The sequence below is a fragment of the Atribacteraceae bacterium genome, assembly GCA_035477455.1.
In the GTDB taxonomy this organism is placed as follows: domain Bacteria; phylum Atribacterota; class Atribacteria; order Atribacterales; family Atribacteraceae; genus DATIKP01.
Map to the genome: position 1 here is coordinate 1 of DATIKP010000044.1, position 16,641 is coordinate 16,641.

Consider the following 16,641-nt stretch of genomic DNA (forward strand, 5'->3'; position numbering starts at 1 on the left):
AATTGCGCAAAGCAATTGAAGCTTTTGTTGCTGCATATGGACCTACAGCAAGACCATTTGCATGGCGCAAGAGGGAAGTCAAAGGTAGGCAGCTTAGAAATACTATCGTAAACTTAGGCAATTAAGTACTAGGGCGGTGAAAAGCGGAAATACAGTAAGTCACCGTCCTGTACCGGATATTCCTTACCTTCCAAGCGTATTTTTCCCAGGTGGCGGGCCTGCTCGAGAGAACCAATTTCACTGAGTTCCCGGAAGTTGATCACTTCTGCTCTGATGAATCCCTTTTCCATGTCCGTGTGTACTTTACCGGCGGCGGCAGGAGCCAGAGAACCAGCGGGAATTTCCCAGGCGCGGAGTTCTTTGTCTCCAAACGTAAAAAACGTCACTAACCCCAGACGGCGATAGGCCTCATTGACCAGTCGGACAAGACCGCTGTGCTCGATGCCGAATTCCCGGAAAAACTGTGCCTGTTCTTCAGGCGGAAGTTCACTCAATTCTTCTTCAAGCCGGCCATACACCGTGATCAGCGAGGTTTTCTGAAAGGAAGGATGCTTTCTTAATTCTTCGGCCAGAAAACCTCCGGCGGCGGATTCATCGCAATTGGCTACATAAATGAGGGGTTTACGAGTCAACAGTTGAAATTCCCGGAGGATCTCATCGTCTTCCCGGGTCAACGGGTAATCACCCCCCGATCGGCCATCGGCCAGTATATCACGGCAGCGGCGCAGGACTTCACCTTCCCGCGCCATGGCCGGATCTTTCACCTTGCGTTCCAGATCCGCAATTTTTTTCAGGCGCCGTTCCACCACCTCCAAATCAGCGAGCAGCAGTTCGAGGGTAAGAACTTCCTGATCTCTGAGAGGATCGACGGAACCCAGGACATGGGTCACCTGGGAATCGGAAAACAAGCGCAGAACCATCACCAGCGCATCGACTCCCCGGAGATCAGCCAGAAAACGGTTTCCCAGGCCTTCACCCTGGCTGGCCCCCCTGACTAAGCCAGCGACATCGACAAACTCTACCGTAGCCGGTACCAGGCGCGGTGGTTTGAGCAGTTTTTCCAGAAACAGGAGGCGGTGGTCGGGAACCGAAGCAACTCCCCGGTTGGACAGAATGGTGGAAAAGGGGTAACTGGCGGCAAGGGCCCGATTGGCAGTCAGCAGATTAAAAATCGTGGTTTTTCCCGAGTTGGGCAGCCCGATGATGCCGGCCTTCAAACCCATCTTCAGAGTCCTTCCAGCAAGCTTTCCTGTGGTTTCAAGCGTATTTCTTTACGAAGGATTTCCCGGATTTTACGTTCGAGTTCCCGCCGCGGAACCATCACAAAACGGCCGCATCCCACACAACGCATACCAATATCCAACCCGATCCTGACCACCCGCCATTCCCGGCTACCACAGGGGTGACCCTTCTTCAGGGTTAACACGTCATCAATCTCGATCCGAACAATACTCACTAGGTGATCTCCAAAAAGGCGCCGGGCGTTCCACCGCCAGTATAGTCTCTATTCTCTGTAAATAAAAACAGTGATGGGTGATCGGTGATAGTTAAAGGTGATAATTCTTGCACGCTTCATCCAATCCGCAATTTTTAAAGAACGCTATCGTCGGACAGCGACGGATTGACTCCATTGAAAAAGGGATAGTCCGGTGGGGATCCCCACCGGACTATCCGGAGTAGTTCTCCTCACAAATTACTTTCTCCAGAGGGCGGCGGGGTGAGGGCTGATGGATTTTTGCCGGATATCCCAGCGGGGTCAACCCCACCACCCGGACTTCGGGAGGCACAGAACACAACTCTTTGATCTTTTCCTCATCAAAGTTGCCGATCCAGCAGGTCCCCAATCCCTTATTCCAGGCCGCGAGCATCAGGTGATCCATGGCAATGGCAACATCCATCGGCCAGCTTTCCATGTACTTGCCGATAAAGCTGCCCCGGCTCACCGCACAGGCCACAATAACCACCGGCGCTTCCCCGATGAATTCCTGCCCGGCACAGGCTTGAGCGATCAAGCGTTTTTTTTTGTCATTCCTAATTACAATAAGCTTCCATGGCTGGAGATTTTTCGCCGAAGGAGCTAGCCGGGCAGCCTCCAAAATTTCCTTCAGGTCTTCAGGATTCACGTTTTCTGTCCAGAATTTCCGTATACTTCGTCTACCGCTGATGACCTCCAGCATCTCCATGGTCAATCCCCTTTCTTCGATTACTTCTGAGCGGGAGCGCTGATGCGGGGAATCCTGATTTCGGTATAGGGACGCAAGTTATAGATGTCGTCAATCACATCCCTGTTGGCTTCCAGAATGAGTTCCCATTTGCTTCCATCCCGGTAATAGCGTAAGGCGATATTCCAGAGATTGTCCCAGGGAAGAATGATATAAGACGTATATCTTGCCCTTTCGTCGAGCTGATGAGCCAATTCGGCGATGCGATTTTGCAAAAGATCGATCTGGCCCAGCCGGTCAGCGAGTTCTCTCTGAAGGCGAGCGCTCTCTTGTTCGACTGCGGTCTTCTGCTCTTCCAGAACCCGGATGTCCTGGAGAGCCTCTCGTTCTCCCCGTAACCTCTCTATCTCCCCACTGATCCCCGCGGCCTCTTCCTGACGCTTCGTCAACGCCTCCTGCAAAGTCGTCTTCTCCCCAGCCAGGCGTTCTATCTGTTGAATAATACTCACTCTTTCTTCTTCCAGAGTCTCGATCTGTTGACCAGTCGTAGCCACTTCTTCGATTTGCTCGTATTTCCTGTACAGTTCTTCAATGTCGGAACGTATCTCCATCCGGTTCTCTCTGAGTTCGTCCAAAGCATCCCGCAATTCGCCAATGTCCGGGACCTGTGTCTCGATGGTGGCGACCAGTTCTGCGATGCGGGCTTCGACATTTGCCATGTTCCCCTCCACGGCGAAAATCTTTGCATCCAATTCGAGCCGGTTCATTTCATTTTTAAAGAATTCAAGAGTTTCAATTCTACTGGCCAGACCATCGAGCGTCTGTTCGACCACCCCGCGAAAAGCTTCGAATTGTTCCTCGGGAATCTCCTCCGGCATGGCAACCGTCAACTCCGCCAATTGCACCTGAACCTGATTCATCTGCGCGTGCAGGCCTTTCAGCTGCTCTTCGATCCGGCCGGCTATGTTTTTCCAGGTATCGTTCAGAACGGCGAAGTCCCCATCCAACACGACCAAGGCATTCTCGGTTTCTGACAAGCGCTCTGAAAGGCCACTTTTTTCAGCCATGACCAATTCCATTTTTTTGGATAACTCTGTAGAAAGCTCCAGAGATGTTCCGGCCTGAGAGACCGCTTCCACAACGCTCTCCTGTAACTGGGCTAATTGCACCGATTTATTCCCTAAATCCTCAAGGATCCGTTCCCGCTCCCGGTTGATTTCCTCCACATTCATGCGGAGCCCTTCTTTATCCATGGCAACTGCCGTCAGGTCGTCCCGCAGAGCCGCTATCGTTTCCGGAGTAGGTACGTCTTGCAGGGCCTCCCCAAGGGAAAGCGAGAGTTCCTGTCTGACCCTTTCGGAAGCGTCGGATACCTCCGCTATGATACCGCGGAGGTCCCGCTCAATATCTGAAGCTAATACCTGCAGCCTGTTTTCGACGGTCCCTAGTTTCGCACTCACCAGCGAGAGCGTTTTCTCCTGGTCGGCCACCTGGCTCCGTAAATCCTCTTCAGTGACTTTCAACGAAGTCAGGGATTCCTCAATTCCGACAATTCTAAGACCAAAGGTATCGATCACCTCTTGAACGCCCCGCTCAAAACCTTCCAGACGGGAGGACTGTTCAGTAAGGCCGGCTTGCAACTCTCCGAGGGTTCGGTTCAATTCCTCAACCTGGCCTTGGAGAAGGGCCAACTCTGCGGACAGGTTTTGAGTTTTTTGGGTAACCTCCGCCTGGATGCCGGTCACTTTTTCCTCAACCCGGGTAATTGCTTCGCTCACTTCCCGCTGTAAATCATTGAGAACTTCCGGTACCGGCAGACTCTCGGCCAGGGTGGTCAAGCGCCCGGTGAGTTCATCGATACGAAGAGCCTGTTCCCCGGTGTGTTCGATCATCGTCGCCGTTTTTTCGGTAATGTTAGCGAGGCTTTCCTCAACTTCATCCCGCAGAGTGGCAACCTGTCTGACGGCTTCCTCCCGGAACGCACGCAGGGACTCCTGTTGTCCGGTCAACTCCTGCCGGAGTGCGGCGTATAATTGGTCGATCCGTTCCCGATCCTCTTGAGTAACGGCCATCTCCCTCTCCATCTCAGCGCGGAGGGTATTCAGCAGCTCAGTGATCTCCCGGACCCTGATGTCAATCACATTAAGTACGGCCTGTAGTCGCTGGTCAAGGCGAAGTCCCTGCATAGCCCCGGACAGATCTTCCACATCACGGTTAAGTTGGTCGACGACCACCAGCTTCTCCTCCAAAGCCACCAAGCGGGTTCCTTTATCATTCATACCTAACAACACGGCAGCGTAACGGCGGTCCAAATCCGCGAGGGAGGCGGACAGGGTCTCGATCCCGGTAACGGCATCGGCCACCGACGTCCGCAGAGCCTCCATCTCTTGCACCCGCTCACCGAAAGTCAAAGTCAGAGCCTGTACCGTGCTTTCGAAACCCACAAATCGGTCTTCATAGGTAGCAAGGACGGCTGAAAGAGCCGAGGCCGACTCTTCGTTGGCAGTCAAGCGGTTTTCCAAAACCACCAGTTCTCCGGATAGGCTCGCGACCACCGACCCTTGTTCCTCAAGCACATTCACCATAGCCTGGAAATCAGTTTCCATAAGCTCATAAGCAGCCATCCGGGTTTCCAGGGTTCCCATCAGTTCCCGGAAAAGAGCGAGGTCCTCCGGAATTTCCCCAACCTGACCGACTAGACGGGAAAGTTCGTCGGCCTGAGTCTGTAAAGCGTCTTCCAGTCGGGAGACTCGGCCGCCAATCCCCGGAAACACGACCAGGAACGAGACCAAGGCCACCACACCCGCTACAAGGGCAATAATCGTTACAATAAAACCGCTTCGTCCACTCACATGATTGTCCTCCTCTCTAGTCAGAAAAGCTGAGTTATAAATCTGTTCGCTTTCTCATCTCTCGCGTTGCGCCGGTTTCCCCCATCACGGATGTAAGGCTTCTTCCACCCGCCAGAAGACCTCGTAATCGCTGGGGAGGGGCACAGGTACCAGCTTACCGAGCACGAACACGAGAACCAGAATCCCCACGCCACACACCAATATCCAACAAATTCTCGTAAATTTTTTTCCGGCCCGATTATCGATGTCCGGAATCCACGTGGGAAAGACCGTTTTACGTTTCGGGTAGAACATACCCGGGAACCTTTCGGCCCAATCTGCTCAATCGGCGCCTACGCATTGGTGATTTTCGAATAAACAACCCGGGCAAGGTCTTTCTTGGTGCTCCGATCGACAAATTTCAACGCATTCAGCAGTTCCAGTTCTTCCTCAGACAAGGTTCCATTTCGGTGCAACCGCATTAAATCAGGAAGCCGAAAATAGGAAAGGTGCAACACCGCAACCAAATAGTCCTGCCCCTCTTCGATCTTCACCCGAACCTCCAGCTTATCGACCACCGACAGGTCGCCGGAACGGTACAGTTCCACCACTTCTTCTCCCGAATGGCCGGGCAAGACCTTGAAGGCAGTATGAATGACGATATCACCGATCGCTTTTCCGGATTGTACCATGTCCCTCACTTCCCAAAGCAGCGGGGCAAATTCGATGTTTTCATCGTCCAACACCACTTTCAGGCTCTTGATCTCCAGTCCCATTTCGGCAAGCTTTTTCAGGCCTCGCTCCAACACGGCCTGGCGTGGCTCGCGACTCACCCTGTGCTCCGCGAGAGGAATCTTCCTGACGGTATCCGCCGGAAAGGACTCGAATGCCTCCTGTCTTTCGAAGGCCATAGGCTTCTCGGTCACCGGTGGGACGGGAGATTTGGTCGGTGGACGGGGCGGTATTTTTTCCACAACGACCTCTTCCTCTGCCGGTGGCTCATTCTTGGGAACTTCCCGTTCCCGGGGAATGCGGTTCCATTTCCGCTTGGTCTCCACCTCCGAAACCAGACTCTCAACGCCGGAGAGCGAGGAAAAACGGATTTTTCCGGTGGGAAGCTTCTTCTCCGGAGTCAATTTTCTTCCGGATTTACTTCTTTCGTCATAATCCTCGTAGTCATCTTTCCACATTTTTCTTTCCTTGGCGCTTTCCCGCAAAATCAGGATGATGCTGATCAGAATTGCGACGATCAGGATGGCCAGGATTAATCCGATAATGTCTTGTACGCGCAACGCACCCTCCATGGATTCATCCCTACCCCTTTCGGTCGAAATAGATGCTCTTTCCAGCTGCGGAAAGCGGAATACCCATGACCACATCATCCTCCGACATAGCCATGCGACGGGCGACGACACCGATACGATACATAATCCGATTATCCACATTCAAGAGGGAAGCGGTTTTTACCGCCGAGCCCAGGGCGATTCCCAGGTCAAGGAGGCGAAACATGCATTGTGGTCCACGGAACTCGCGCTTTTCGACCGGTTCCAGTTCCGAACAAAAGTCCAATCCACACGCACCGCAATCCAGATGCATGGCCGCTGCTTCCTTGATCCCAACCAGAACGACGGCCAGTGAATCGAGCACATTCTGACCATCCCGAACAAATCCAGAGTTGTTCCGTTCCTGTCCGTAGGCGATCATGGCGTTCCCCAACTCTGATACCCTTGTTCCATCAAGAACGGTGACGTTCACATAGTCCTTACCGCCTGATTTCGGCGCTGTCCTGGCGGAAACGGTCATAAGATTCGCAACTTGGACAAGAGCGTCCTTCATGTTTGTTCTCCCCTTTTATTCTTCAGTCGATACGCGGTACCAGTTTACTCGGTCTGCGGAAAAAACAAAGGTGTTCAATGTTTCATCCAAAAAAACAGTACAGCGGTATCCCTCATCGATCCGCATCCCGTGTGACCGGGTATGCCTCTTATACTGTATGGTACACCAAATGGCGGATGAAAACAAAGCCTCAACCAAACCGGCTGTTATTATTCGACCTTATCGTCAGGCCGAAAGGGGTTCTTGATGAAGATACCCTTCAATAATATGTCCGGTGCAGCGACAAGATCGTGCCGCTCACCTGCTTCCAGACGAAAAGCGAAGCCCGATTCCACGGCTACCTCCATTTCATTGACCAGAAGCGTTCCACGACCTTCCAGGATATAAAAGGCTTCCTCCACCTCCCGATGATAATGGGAACCCATTTTTTCACCGGGCTTCAGGTACACCAGACCCCAATCCAGCTGCGGACCCCGAAAAAAATATTTAATTCCGTGATCTCCTTTCCGATATTCTTTTTCCTGTTCTCTGAGGATCTCCACGTCCAGTCTCCTCCCGGTAAAACTGTAATGGATGATCGGTGATGGATTACAATCCTTTCGTTCTTAATCCCACCCTCAACTTTCTATTTTTCCGCCGATACACACCCTCCGGGAAACGTTCACAGAAAGTCCCTTGCAACACATACCGTCCCGGTTCATGGATCAAGGATCGGCACCTACAGGACCTCCCGCAGAAGGTCGATCAAATCATCGTGGGTCATAGGACGCTGGTTTTCCTTGATGCTTCTCCCGATGCGCTCATCCTGCACCACTCCGGACAGGTTCTCCTCAGTTGCGCCGAAATCACGCAGGCGCCTCCGGAGCCCTATGGTATCCAAGAAAGCCTGCCAGGCGTAGATAAACGCCTCGACCGGATCGCGACCGGGATCCTGATCTCCAAAAAGGGTTTGGAACAGAGCGCGATATCTTTCGGACAAGACTTCCTTATTGTACCTGATGACCTGGGGCAAAAAAAGTCCGCACGCCTCTCCGTGAGGAATGCCATACTCTGGACCAACCATATGGGATAATCCGTGTGCCGGACCCGAGGAAGAATTGGAGAAGGCCATGGCGCTCAATACACTCCCTCGGGCCACGTATTCGCGAACTCCCCGGTTGTCACCAGCCCGGACCGCTTCCGGTAAATAAGTCCATAACAGCCGTATCGCCTCCCGGCTCAACACATCGACAACCGGGTTCACCTGGGGACCGGTGCAGGCTTCAATAGCTTGAACCAAGGCATCCACTCCACTGGTCGCCGTCACATAGGGATCCATGAATTCAGTATAGAGCGGGTCGACAATAACTAACCTGGCTAACAGGCTCGGTCCCCGGAGGCTCTTTTTCAGCATTCGTTCCGGGTCGCTCAAAACCGCATTATTGGTCATTTCCGAGCCGGAGCCGGCCGTCGTGGGCATCGCAATCCAGGGTACTCCAGCCGGGGGCAGGGACTGCCCGTCAAAAAAAGGTTCCACCGGAGAATCCGCCGCGACCAGACCCGCAACCGCTTTCCCACAATCAAGCACACTTCCTCCGCCCAGGGAAACGACCCCTTCTGCTTGAAAGCCCCGGGCGTGTTCGAGCGCCCGGTTTATGGTGCGCAAAGAAGGCTCTGGTTCCACTTCATCAAATACTTCCCATTGTAAACTTTCGTTCCCCAGAGACTCCATGACCTCAGCCAGTACCCCATACCGGCGGACCGCCGTTTTTCCGGTAACCACCAGAAAGCGGGAAGCTATGGCCCTCAGGTACGCACCGGTTTTTCGGCCCTCACCTGTTCCAAAAAAGATTTCTTTAGGCAGTCTGAAGGAGAAAGACCCGTTCACTGGCGCTACTCTCCGACCAACTGGACAAAAACCGTGCGCGAGTGGGCCCGGTTATCGAAATCGATACACACGATATCCTGCCAGGTTCCCAAGAGCGGTTTTCCATCGTTGAAGGGGACCACGAGCGACGGTCCACACAGAGCGGCCCGCACATGAGCATAGCCGTTCCCATCGCCCCACTGGGCGTTATGGGCGTATTCGCCACGCATCGAGACTATTCTTTCCCAGAATTCCTTGAGATCGTCAATCGTACCTGATTCATACCCAATCGTAGTCAGGGTGGCCGTCGTCCCCGGAACATAGAGGCAGGCAATCCCCGACTGGAGGCGGGATTCGTGTAAAGTCTCACTGAACAGATCTGTAATATTGATGATGTCCGTATGCCCTTTGGTGAAGAACTTGATTTCCCGGGTTATGACCACGTAACGACCTCCTTCTCTGTCAACTCTCCGTCCTCAACTCGAAAGCCGTCTTTCATTCTCCGGCGTAATTGCCGGAGGGCAGGGGACTCGCCTTTCAATCCAATCCCGGGGTGCCAGCGAATTGTTTCCAGATACCGACAACTTTCCCTCCCACAAAATATTGGCTCCAAAGCTGTGTGAAGTGGTTTTCAGAGTTCTGGCCGGCGAAATAGGTCCCCATCCGCCAGGGCAAAATCCGCCCCAAGAGCATTTCTTCTTCAATCAGGGCCAGCACCACATCATCGTGGTGCGGAGCCGTGTCCTGCTCATACTTCCGGCAAATCAGATAATCGCCCCGGGAAAGGGGAATAACTGGATTGGCGTTTCCCTTCCAACACAGGATAAAAAACCGACCGTCTCCGAGGAACCGACGGGGCAGCGGTACATAACTTTCTACAGACGGAGAGGAATCTGCCTCCCCCTTCAAAACCAGGCTGCGCAACAGGGGGATCATGACCGTGCTGTCCTCGTTTGGCGAACGAAAAGAATGCGGCAGCACTTCAATGGTTCTGGGTTTGGTGGGGCGCCTACGGATAAAGCCGTTCTTCTCCATTTTCTTCAAATAGTAATGCACGCTGCAGGACGACTGGAAACCGACCGCTTCACCGATTTCCCGCACCGTCGGTGGATATCCGTGCCGGCAAAAAAACGTCTCAATAAAGGTTAAAATTTGGAGTTCTTTCCGGGTGATCTGATTCCCTTGCTCCATCATCACGTTTCAGTTATTAGCTTTCCCCGCTTATCCCACGCTCGCGAGCTCACACTTCTATCCTTAGCCGATCATGCTCCCGGGATCACCCGGCGTTACTGAATAGCCCTCAAATGATCGGACAGGTGAGCGTCCGCTTGATGCCGTCGCTCTCCTGGAGGCGTCCCAGCAAGTTCTCCCCAATCTCTTGGTTGGTTTTCCCTTCCACCAGGGCAATGAGATCATATGGGCCCATCACCCGATCCACCTTTTTCACTCCCTCGAGAAGCGAGAGTTCTTTTTTAACCTGCACCGCCTTTCCAGTTTCCACCTGGATCAGAATATATGCCTGCACAACCATGATGTCACCTCCCGTCCCACGAGAGAAGTAATACCGGTCCTCTTCCACCGGTCGCCCCCCCGGAAATTCCATCTTGAGCAGGAAACGTGTGTCTCTCCCCACCGGTCTTTTCCAGTCTCTGGGCCTATTTCCGTCCCCCTTATAGATTAATCCGGCGAATCGCTGTGGGAACCCAGCAAGGGAAATGGCAAGCCAAACCCCGGATACTCCGTCAACTTCTGGAGGATTTCCGGATATTTATGCTTCCCGCAGTATAAACCCCTATATTAAAAAATTGTGTGGTATCATCGAGCTAGAGCACAATATTACTCCATGAGCCTTGAACCGCGCTTGCATTATATCATTTCGTGAGAGAAGTCCATGATATTTTTCAAACCCCCTTATGAGGGTGAGGACCTTTTGTAGCGTCGCAAAGAGAACGGAGGATTCACCGTGAAACGGAACCGCCTGGGTCTACTCGATATCCGGGTTTCTGAATTATGTTTCGGTATGCTCCCCATGGGTCCTCTGCAGGCCAACCTCCCCCAGGCAAAAGCTATTCGCTTGCTTAGACAAGCCTACGATGGGGATATCATCTTTTTTGATACCGCTGAATTATACCAAACCTACGAATTCCTCCAAGCGGCGTTTACCCCATCAGATGGCGTGATCATCGCCTCGAAATCCACGGCGGTGACTTACCCGGACATGGAAAAAAGCGTCGAATTCGCCCTCCGGAAGACCGGACGGGAGGTCATCGACATATTCCACCTTCATGCGGCCCGGGCAACCAAGGAGGTTTTCTCCGAACGGTCCGGAGCTCTAACCTACCTGGTGAAGGCTCGGGAGAAAGGCTTGATCCGCGCGATCGGCATTTCCACCCATGCCGTTGATGTCGTCGAAGCGGCCGCTCTCCAGCCGGAGATTGAAGTGGTCTTTCCAATTGTCAACCTGGAGGGAATCGGCATTCTCCACGGAAATCTCTCCGGAATGCTTCAGGCCATCAAAAAGGTCTACCAAAACGGAAAAGGACTCTACGCCATGAAAGTACTGGCCGGCGGCCATTTACTTGGCTCACTCATTGATGCTCTGGATTACGTCCGCAATATCCGGGAATTCAGCTCCCTGGCCATCGGCATGGTCCGAGAGGTGGAGCTCGCTTTTCATCTGGCCTATTTCGGAAACCAGCCCATCCCCCGGAACGTTCTTGAACTATGCCAGGATCGGCGACAAAAAAAACTGATCATGCTGCCTTTCTGCCGACACTGTGAACGGTGTCTCGAAACCTGTCCGGCCGGAGCCATCGCGCGGGGCAGTAATGGTTTGATCATCAGTCCCGAAAAATGCCTGTCCTGTGGATATTGCCTGCCGGCTTGTCCGGAATTCAATCTCCGCTTCGTCTGACGGGGGCTCTAAGTCAGGACCACCGTCGGTTTATCGAACCCGTTGAACGTGGTGGAGGAAGCCCAGGAATACGCTCCAATATCCGGAACGAACAGTTGATCGTCGAGTTCCAAGGGCGGCAGAAAAACGTCTTCCGCGATAACGTCCAAAGAGTCGCAGGTCGGACCGGCCAGTACACAAGGCTGCATTGCCGGGGATTCCCGCAGGGAAACAAAATGGAAACGGGCCTTATCGAAGAGAATGGCTGAAAACGTGCCGTAGATTCCATCGTCCAGGTAATACCAGATCCGCCCGGAGCGGACTGCCTTACCGATCACTTTCGTCACCAGGAGACAGGCGCTGCCCACCAGCACCCGTCCCGGTTCAGCGATTATACGCAACCCCTCCGCCCGCATTTCCTGTAAAACGGGCCCGACTGTCTCCGCCAGCATTTCGAGACTGGCTTCCGAATCTTCGGCTTTAGTTATGTGCAGGGGAAACCCGCCCCCTATATCTACCAGGTGCAACGATATGCCCGCTCGGTCGGCATCCCGGATGACCTTTCTGACCAGATCGAGTGAGTGAAGGTAATTCTGGGGATTATGACAGGGTGACCCGACATGAAAACTGATCCCCACCGGTTTCAACCCGGCGCCGGCGGCCAAGCGCAGGAGATCCATCGCTTCCTCCGGTTCAGCCCCAAATTTATAGGAAAGATCGATACGGCTCCCTTCGGAGGAGGTTTTCAGACGCAGGACCACCCGCACCCCGGGGAATTCACTGGCCATTTTACTCACTTCGTTCGCATTGTCATAGGTGATGAGGTCGATCCCGACCTGCCGGGCGTACCGCAGACTCTTCTTGCGCTTGATCGTGTTGGCAAAAATCATGCGTTCCGGGGGCACCCCGCAGCGCAGAGCCAGATCTATTTCATTCTTAGACGCCACATCGAACGACGTCCCGGCTTCGTAGAGTTGCTGGATGATCGCCGGGTGGGGGTTGGCTTTAATGGCGTAGAAAAGCTCGACTCCAGGAAGATGCTCCTGCAGGGCACGATGGTTGGTGGCCAGCTTCTCCCGGGATATGATAAAAAGCGGTGTGTCGTATTTCTCAACCAAGGCACTGATTTCCGCAGTGCTCATAAGGAGTTCTTTTTCAAAAAGCGCCCTCTTCTCCATTGACTCCAGCTCCTGTAGCCCCGCAGGGCAGCATTGTCCAGTCCGAAATCCAACATCCCCCGGAGCTTTCGTTCATCGCCCAGATAGGGTTCCCAGTGGTATTTTTACTGACAAAAGATCACCGATCGCAACTGAGTCGAGCAGTCGCTACCCGACGGTAACAAGTATAAAAACCAATCCACTTTCTTTTCCTCCGGGCACGGTAGCCAGTATAGAAGGTCGAAAATGGTTTTTCAAGAGTCGGACCGGTCCGGCTCGGTCTCTTGAACAAAGGAGAGAAAACCGGCTAAATATCTGAATATATTTTTTCCCGGGAGGTGGCGAGGTTGAAAATTCGGCCCGCAATCAATAGAATAAAGCTTGGGCCGATTGACGTGCCTCTTGTGGTTTCCCGCCCCGACTGACAGACCTGGCCATGTTTGTTATTCGCTCAAAAAAGCTGACCGGTCGGTGCCCGATGGCCGGGTTTATGAAAACGCGGATGGGATGATGCATAAGGATTATCACCCATTATTGACTACAGTTTTTGCACAGGAGTTCATCCATGAAACTCTTCCGATTTTACGAAGAAGACCCGACCAGGGTGCTGTTTGGTTACGAAAAGGAGGCCGGCGTGCTTGGGGAAATTGTAGACCCCTATGAGCTACCGGTCCGGGAAACCGGCCGGATTTTTCTCCGCGAGCGCATTCGGCTCCTCGCGCCAATCCTCCCGACCAAAATCATCGCGGTGGGCTTGAATTACCATGACCATATCGCTGAAATGGGCCATGCCCTTCCGACTCATCCCGTATTATTTATGAAGCCGCCCACGGCGGTGGTCGGTCCTGATGACCTGATCCGGTTACCGAGAATTTCGGAACGGGTGGACTATGAAGCCGAGCTGGCGGTGGTCATCGGAAAAAAGACTAAATCGGTCACCCCGGCTTCGGCCCTCGACCGGGTTCTCGGGTATACCTGTTTCAACGATGTCACGGCCCGGGATCTGCAGCGCCTTGATGGTCAATGGACCCGGGCCAAATCTTTCGATGGTTTCGCCCCTTTAGGTCCCCATATCGAAACCGACCTCGATCCCCGGAACCTGGAAGTGGCCTGTCTGGTCAATGGACTAATCCGCCAGCGCTCCCGCACCAGCCAGCTGCTTTTTCCGGTACCGGAACTCATCGCCTTCGTTTCACAGGTGATGACCCTGCTTCCCGGAGACGTCATCGCCACCGGAACCCCTGCCGGGGTGGGACCGCTCCGGGACGGAGATACAGTGGAAATCCGTATTGAAGGAATCGGGTCCTTGAGTAATCCGGTCCAGGCGGAGTAAGCGGATTGTTTCAGGTTCTGGCGGTCATGTTCATCCTGATCCTGCTGGGGGTTATTTTTCGCCTGTGCCGCCTGCTTCCGCGCGATGCCGCCGGCACGCTCAACCGGTTTGTCCTTTATGTGGCCTTCCCCTCCCTCGTGTTTCGTTCGCTTCAGCCCTCCGAGCTCACATCCGCTTTGTGGGGCATTCCTCCCCTTACCTTCCTGATCGTCAGCCTGACCTTCGTTCTGACCTATTTTATCAGTCAACGGTCTTTGCGATTACCACCGCTGAGTGCGGCCAGTTTCGCCATGGGAGCCGCTTTTGGAAACACCGCCTTTCTCGGGTATCCCTTTATCCTGGCCCTGCGGGGAGAAGCGGCGCTTCCCGCGGCGATCTTTTTTGACCAGATGGGCAACTTTTTGTCCGTCTTTTCGGTGGGCATCGCGTTTTGCCTGTTCAGCCGCACCGGCCGTTTTTCGCTACACAACCTGCGGGAAATTCTCAAGCTTCCACCTTTTTTGGCCTTTTTGCTGGCCCTGGCCTCCCGGAGTCTCGCGTTCCCCCCACTTTTCTGGGATATCGTCAACCGGTTGGCCGATACCACCATCCCGTTGATTATGGTCGCGATCGGGCTGTCCCTATCTGCCACCCATCTGTCCCAAAACCTAAAACCGGTCCTGGCCGCCGCTGCCCTCAAGCTGGTGGTCCTTCCGCTTCTGTTTGTCCTGGCCACCCGTTTCTTACCTTTTCCGACCCTCTTGCGGGAAGTCATGATCCTACAGGCCGCGACCCCGACCCTCCTATCCTCATATGCACTGGCCGATGCTTATCAGTTGGATCTCCCTCTGTCCTCCAGCATCATTTTTCTGACCACGGTGTTATCCTTAATCACCCTCCCCCTGTGGAGCCTCCTCATTGCCTATTTGTAGGCGGACTCGCAGAGGACCGATGGTGTAGATGTCGCCAACCGCTATGGTTTCGATCAGCACGTCACCGCTCATGGTTTCAAGCGAGCGGGTGATCTCGGAAAGATTAATGGCGGAAATAATCCCCACCCTCCCCCGCTGCGGGAGGATTCCCCTGCGGGCCCCGAGGGTATTCAGATCCCGGAGAAGTTCGCCCAGCAATAGCTCAATATTTGTCTGGCCGGCTTCCACCGTGAAAAAGCGACTCAGCATCACTTCCCCGTCCGCGACGACTTTTCGGTTGACATCAGACAGAAAGCGGGAAATTACCGGTTCTCCCCGCACGACATTGATGGTGGCCACCAGACGGATCACGTATTCATCGGCAGAATTGGTCAATAGTTCCTGGGTTTGGGAAAAATTGTCTTCCAGGATAAAAATGGATCGCTGATTTTCGACATCCTGGCCCGCCCCCTCGAGCATGACTACCTCATCGCCCGAATGGACAAGCGAGACCAAGAATGCCTCGGCTTCGCTTCCGTTCATCCCCGCCGGTGCCGTGGCACGAAGAATCTCTTCTTCGTCATGGAAAATGATTTCGCCCCGCCGGATGGCCATTAACGATGCGCGCAGCCGGCTAAGTTCCGTCAACTGTGTCTGAATTTCCTCCCGTAACTGGTCCCGTTGACCGCGGAGATCCTCGACATTGATCGAAAGCGTACTCAATTGTTCTTCCAGGCCTATCCGACTGGCTTGCAGGTTCCTTTCCCTTTCCTCGAGTTCCCCGATCTGTCGGCGGTGTTGTTCCGCTTCTCTACGGTTCGCTTCGAGTTCGACGTTTTGTTCCAGGACTTCGTGGTTCAGCGCGGCAAGGCGTTCCTTGAGTTCCGCCATACCGAACAAAGCCGTCCGGACATCCTCAGATGCGACGCTCAGAATGACGAGGGTTATCGCCGAGATGAGTAAGCCGGTAGCGATGCTGACCACAATCGCCGTATAGCGAGGACGAAGCTTTAGTAGTGAAAGCCTTCGTTTTCCAATGCGGCGGCCCAAGATATCGCCCAGGTAAGCGATCACACCGCTGACGAGGATAATGGAAAAGATAAGCAACAGCGAAGAAAAGTCCATAAGCACTCTCCTTGTAGAAAAAAAAATCTAAGCTCAATGTCGGTCTTTGAGCCATAAAAGAACCACACCTACCCCGGTGCCCAAGAGATTGCCAAGCCAGGCTCCCGCCACCGGCGGAATAGTCCCACCCTCCGAGAGCGCGCCGCTCAGAGAGAAAAAAACATAATATCCGAAAACCACCAGAATACTGAGGCCGATTCCAACCGATTTCCCAGAACGGGGAGAGGTCAGACCCAAGGGGACACCGACTAGCGAAAACACCAGGCAGGCGAAAGGAATCGCCGTTCTCTGCCAGAGCATCAATTCCAGGGGTCTGGTTTGCTGACCCCGCCCCCGCTCATCGGCAATGGTCCGGCGCAGTTCGGCGTAACTCATCTCCTGGGGATTTTTCCGGGCTTTGATCAGTTCCTCGACTGTCGAACGGGTCACCACTTCTTCCCGTTCGTATCGGATCACCCGTTCGACCTGTCCCTGTCGATCAAATTCGTAGTACACACCCCGCAGGAAAACCCAGTGATTCACGCTGATAAAGGCTTCCTCGGCATTGATGATCCGCCGTAATCCCTGT

The 16,641-nt window shown here is 53.7% G+C and carries 19 protein-coding genes; 4 read left to right on the top strand and 15 right to left on the bottom strand.

Going from position 1 to position 16,641, the window contains the following annotated elements:
• Nucleotides 1-125 (top strand): IS630 family transposase (locus tag VLH40_02470; GenBank protein HSV30873.1); only part of this gene is annotated, 125 nt, incomplete at its 5' end.
• 3 nt (nucleotides 126-128) lie between these two features.
• Here VLH40_02470 and ychF read toward each other — a convergent pair.
• The 12 genes from ychF to VLH40_02530 all read right to left on the bottom strand — a co-directional run bounded on the left by ychF (nucleotide 129) and on the right by VLH40_02530 (nucleotide 10,206).
• Nucleotides 129-1,223, bottom strand: coding sequence for a redox-regulated ATPase YchF (ychF, locus tag VLH40_02475; protein ID HSV30874.1), 1,095 nt, complete (start codon nucleotides 1,221-1,223; stop codon nucleotides 129-131).
• Between the two features lie 2 nt (nucleotides 1,224-1,225).
• Entirely contained in the window at nucleotides 1,226-1,456 is a 231-nt protein-coding gene (locus tag VLH40_02480) for a DUF951 domain-containing protein (protein ID HSV30875.1), read from the bottom strand.
• A gap of 211 nt (nucleotides 1,457-1,667) precedes the next feature.
• The gene (locus tag VLH40_02485) at nucleotides 1,668-2,183 is read right to left on the bottom strand and encodes a nitroreductase family protein (protein HSV30876.1); all 516 of its coding nucleotides are present in this window, start codon (nucleotides 2,181-2,183) and stop codon (nucleotides 1,668-1,670) included.
• 20 nt (nucleotides 2,184-2,203) lie between these two features.
• Nucleotides 2,204-5,014: a hypothetical protein gene (locus VLH40_02490; protein ID HSV30877.1), complete on the bottom strand. Its 2,811-nt coding sequence runs from the start codon at nucleotides 5,012-5,014 to the stop codon at nucleotides 2,204-2,206.
• Nucleotides 5,015-5,098: 84 nt separating this feature from the next.
• On the bottom strand, nucleotides 5,099-5,308 hold the full coding sequence (locus tag VLH40_02495; GenBank protein ID HSV30878.1) for a hypothetical protein: 210 nt from the start codon (nucleotides 5,306-5,308) through the stop codon (nucleotides 5,099-5,101).
• A 38-nt stretch (nucleotides 5,309-5,346) separates the two neighbouring features.
• Nucleotides 5,347-6,285 carry a hypothetical protein gene (locus VLH40_02500; protein ID HSV30879.1) on the bottom strand — a complete coding sequence of 313 codons (939 nt, stop codon included), beginning with the start codon at nucleotides 6,283-6,285 and terminating at the stop codon, nucleotides 5,347-5,349.
• Between the two features lie 22 nt (nucleotides 6,286-6,307).
• The gene (locus VLH40_02505; GenBank protein HSV30880.1) at nucleotides 6,308-6,829 is read right to left on the bottom strand and encodes a DUF2148 domain-containing protein; all 522 of its coding nucleotides are present in this window, start codon (nucleotides 6,827-6,829) and stop codon (nucleotides 6,308-6,310) included.
• A gap of 209 nt (nucleotides 6,830-7,038) precedes the next feature.
• A complete protein-coding gene (locus VLH40_02510; protein HSV30881.1) occupies nucleotides 7,039-7,371 on the bottom strand; it encodes a cupin domain-containing protein in 333 nt (110 codons plus the stop codon).
• A 176-nt stretch (nucleotides 7,372-7,547) separates the two neighbouring features.
• Nucleotides 7,548-8,696, bottom strand: a complete 1,149-nt coding sequence (locus tag VLH40_02515) for an iron-containing alcohol dehydrogenase (GenBank protein HSV30882.1) — start codon at nucleotides 8,694-8,696, stop codon at nucleotides 7,548-7,550.
• A 5-nt stretch (nucleotides 8,697-8,701) separates the two neighbouring features.
• Nucleotides 8,702-9,118: a secondary thiamine-phosphate synthase enzyme YjbQ gene (locus VLH40_02520; GenBank protein ID HSV30883.1), complete on the bottom strand. Its 417-nt coding sequence runs from the start codon at nucleotides 9,116-9,118 to the stop codon at nucleotides 8,702-8,704.
• A gap of 94 nt (nucleotides 9,119-9,212) precedes the next feature.
• Nucleotides 9,213-9,869 carry a FaeA/PapI family transcriptional regulator gene (locus VLH40_02525; GenBank protein ID HSV30884.1) on the bottom strand — a complete coding sequence of 219 codons (657 nt, stop codon included), beginning with the start codon at nucleotides 9,867-9,869 and terminating at the stop codon, nucleotides 9,213-9,215.
• Nucleotides 9,870-9,975: 106 nt separating this feature from the next.
• Entirely contained in the window at nucleotides 9,976-10,206 is a 231-nt protein-coding gene (locus VLH40_02530) for an Lrp/AsnC ligand binding domain-containing protein (GenBank protein ID HSV30885.1), read from the bottom strand.
• A gap of 432 nt (nucleotides 10,207-10,638) precedes the next feature.
• Between VLH40_02530 and VLH40_02535 the strand changes: the two genes are divergently transcribed.
• Nucleotides 10,639-11,589 (top strand): aldo/keto reductase, encoded by a 951-nt coding sequence (locus tag VLH40_02535; GenBank protein ID HSV30886.1) that lies wholly within the window; start codon nucleotides 10,639-10,641, stop codon nucleotides 11,587-11,589.
• Between the two features lie 8 nt (nucleotides 11,590-11,597).
• Here VLH40_02535 and VLH40_02540 read toward each other — a convergent pair whose 3' ends face one another.
• A complete protein-coding gene (locus VLH40_02540) occupies nucleotides 11,598-12,746 on the bottom strand; it encodes a type III PLP-dependent enzyme (protein ID HSV30887.1) in 1,149 nt (382 codons plus the stop codon).
• A gap of 544 nt (nucleotides 12,747-13,290) precedes the next feature.
• Here VLH40_02540 and VLH40_02545 point away from each other — a divergent pair.
• Together VLH40_02545 and VLH40_02550 are read left to right on the top strand one after the other, a co-directional pair.
• Nucleotides 13,291-14,058 carry a fumarylacetoacetate hydrolase family protein gene (locus VLH40_02545; GenBank protein HSV30888.1) on the top strand — a complete coding sequence of 256 codons (768 nt, stop codon included), beginning with the start codon at nucleotides 13,291-13,293 and terminating at the stop codon, nucleotides 14,056-14,058.
• 5 nt (nucleotides 14,059-14,063) lie between these two features.
• A complete protein-coding gene (locus tag VLH40_02550; GenBank protein ID HSV30889.1) occupies nucleotides 14,064-14,969 on the top strand; it encodes an AEC family transporter in 906 nt (301 codons plus the stop codon).
• On the opposite strand, the gene VLH40_02555 is transcribed toward VLH40_02550, so the two are convergent.
• Both VLH40_02555 and VLH40_02560 read right to left on the bottom strand, forming a co-directional pair.
• Nucleotides 14,925-16,073, bottom strand: a complete 1,149-nt coding sequence (locus tag VLH40_02555; protein ID HSV30890.1) for a DUF3084 domain-containing protein — start codon at nucleotides 16,071-16,073, stop codon at nucleotides 14,925-14,927. The genes VLH40_02550 and VLH40_02555 overlap by 45 nt on opposite strands.
• Before the next feature lie 33 nt (nucleotides 16,074-16,106).
• Nucleotides 16,107-16,641: LptF/LptG family permease (locus VLH40_02560; protein ID HSV30891.1), on the bottom strand; the 535-nt coding region annotated here is incomplete at its 5' end.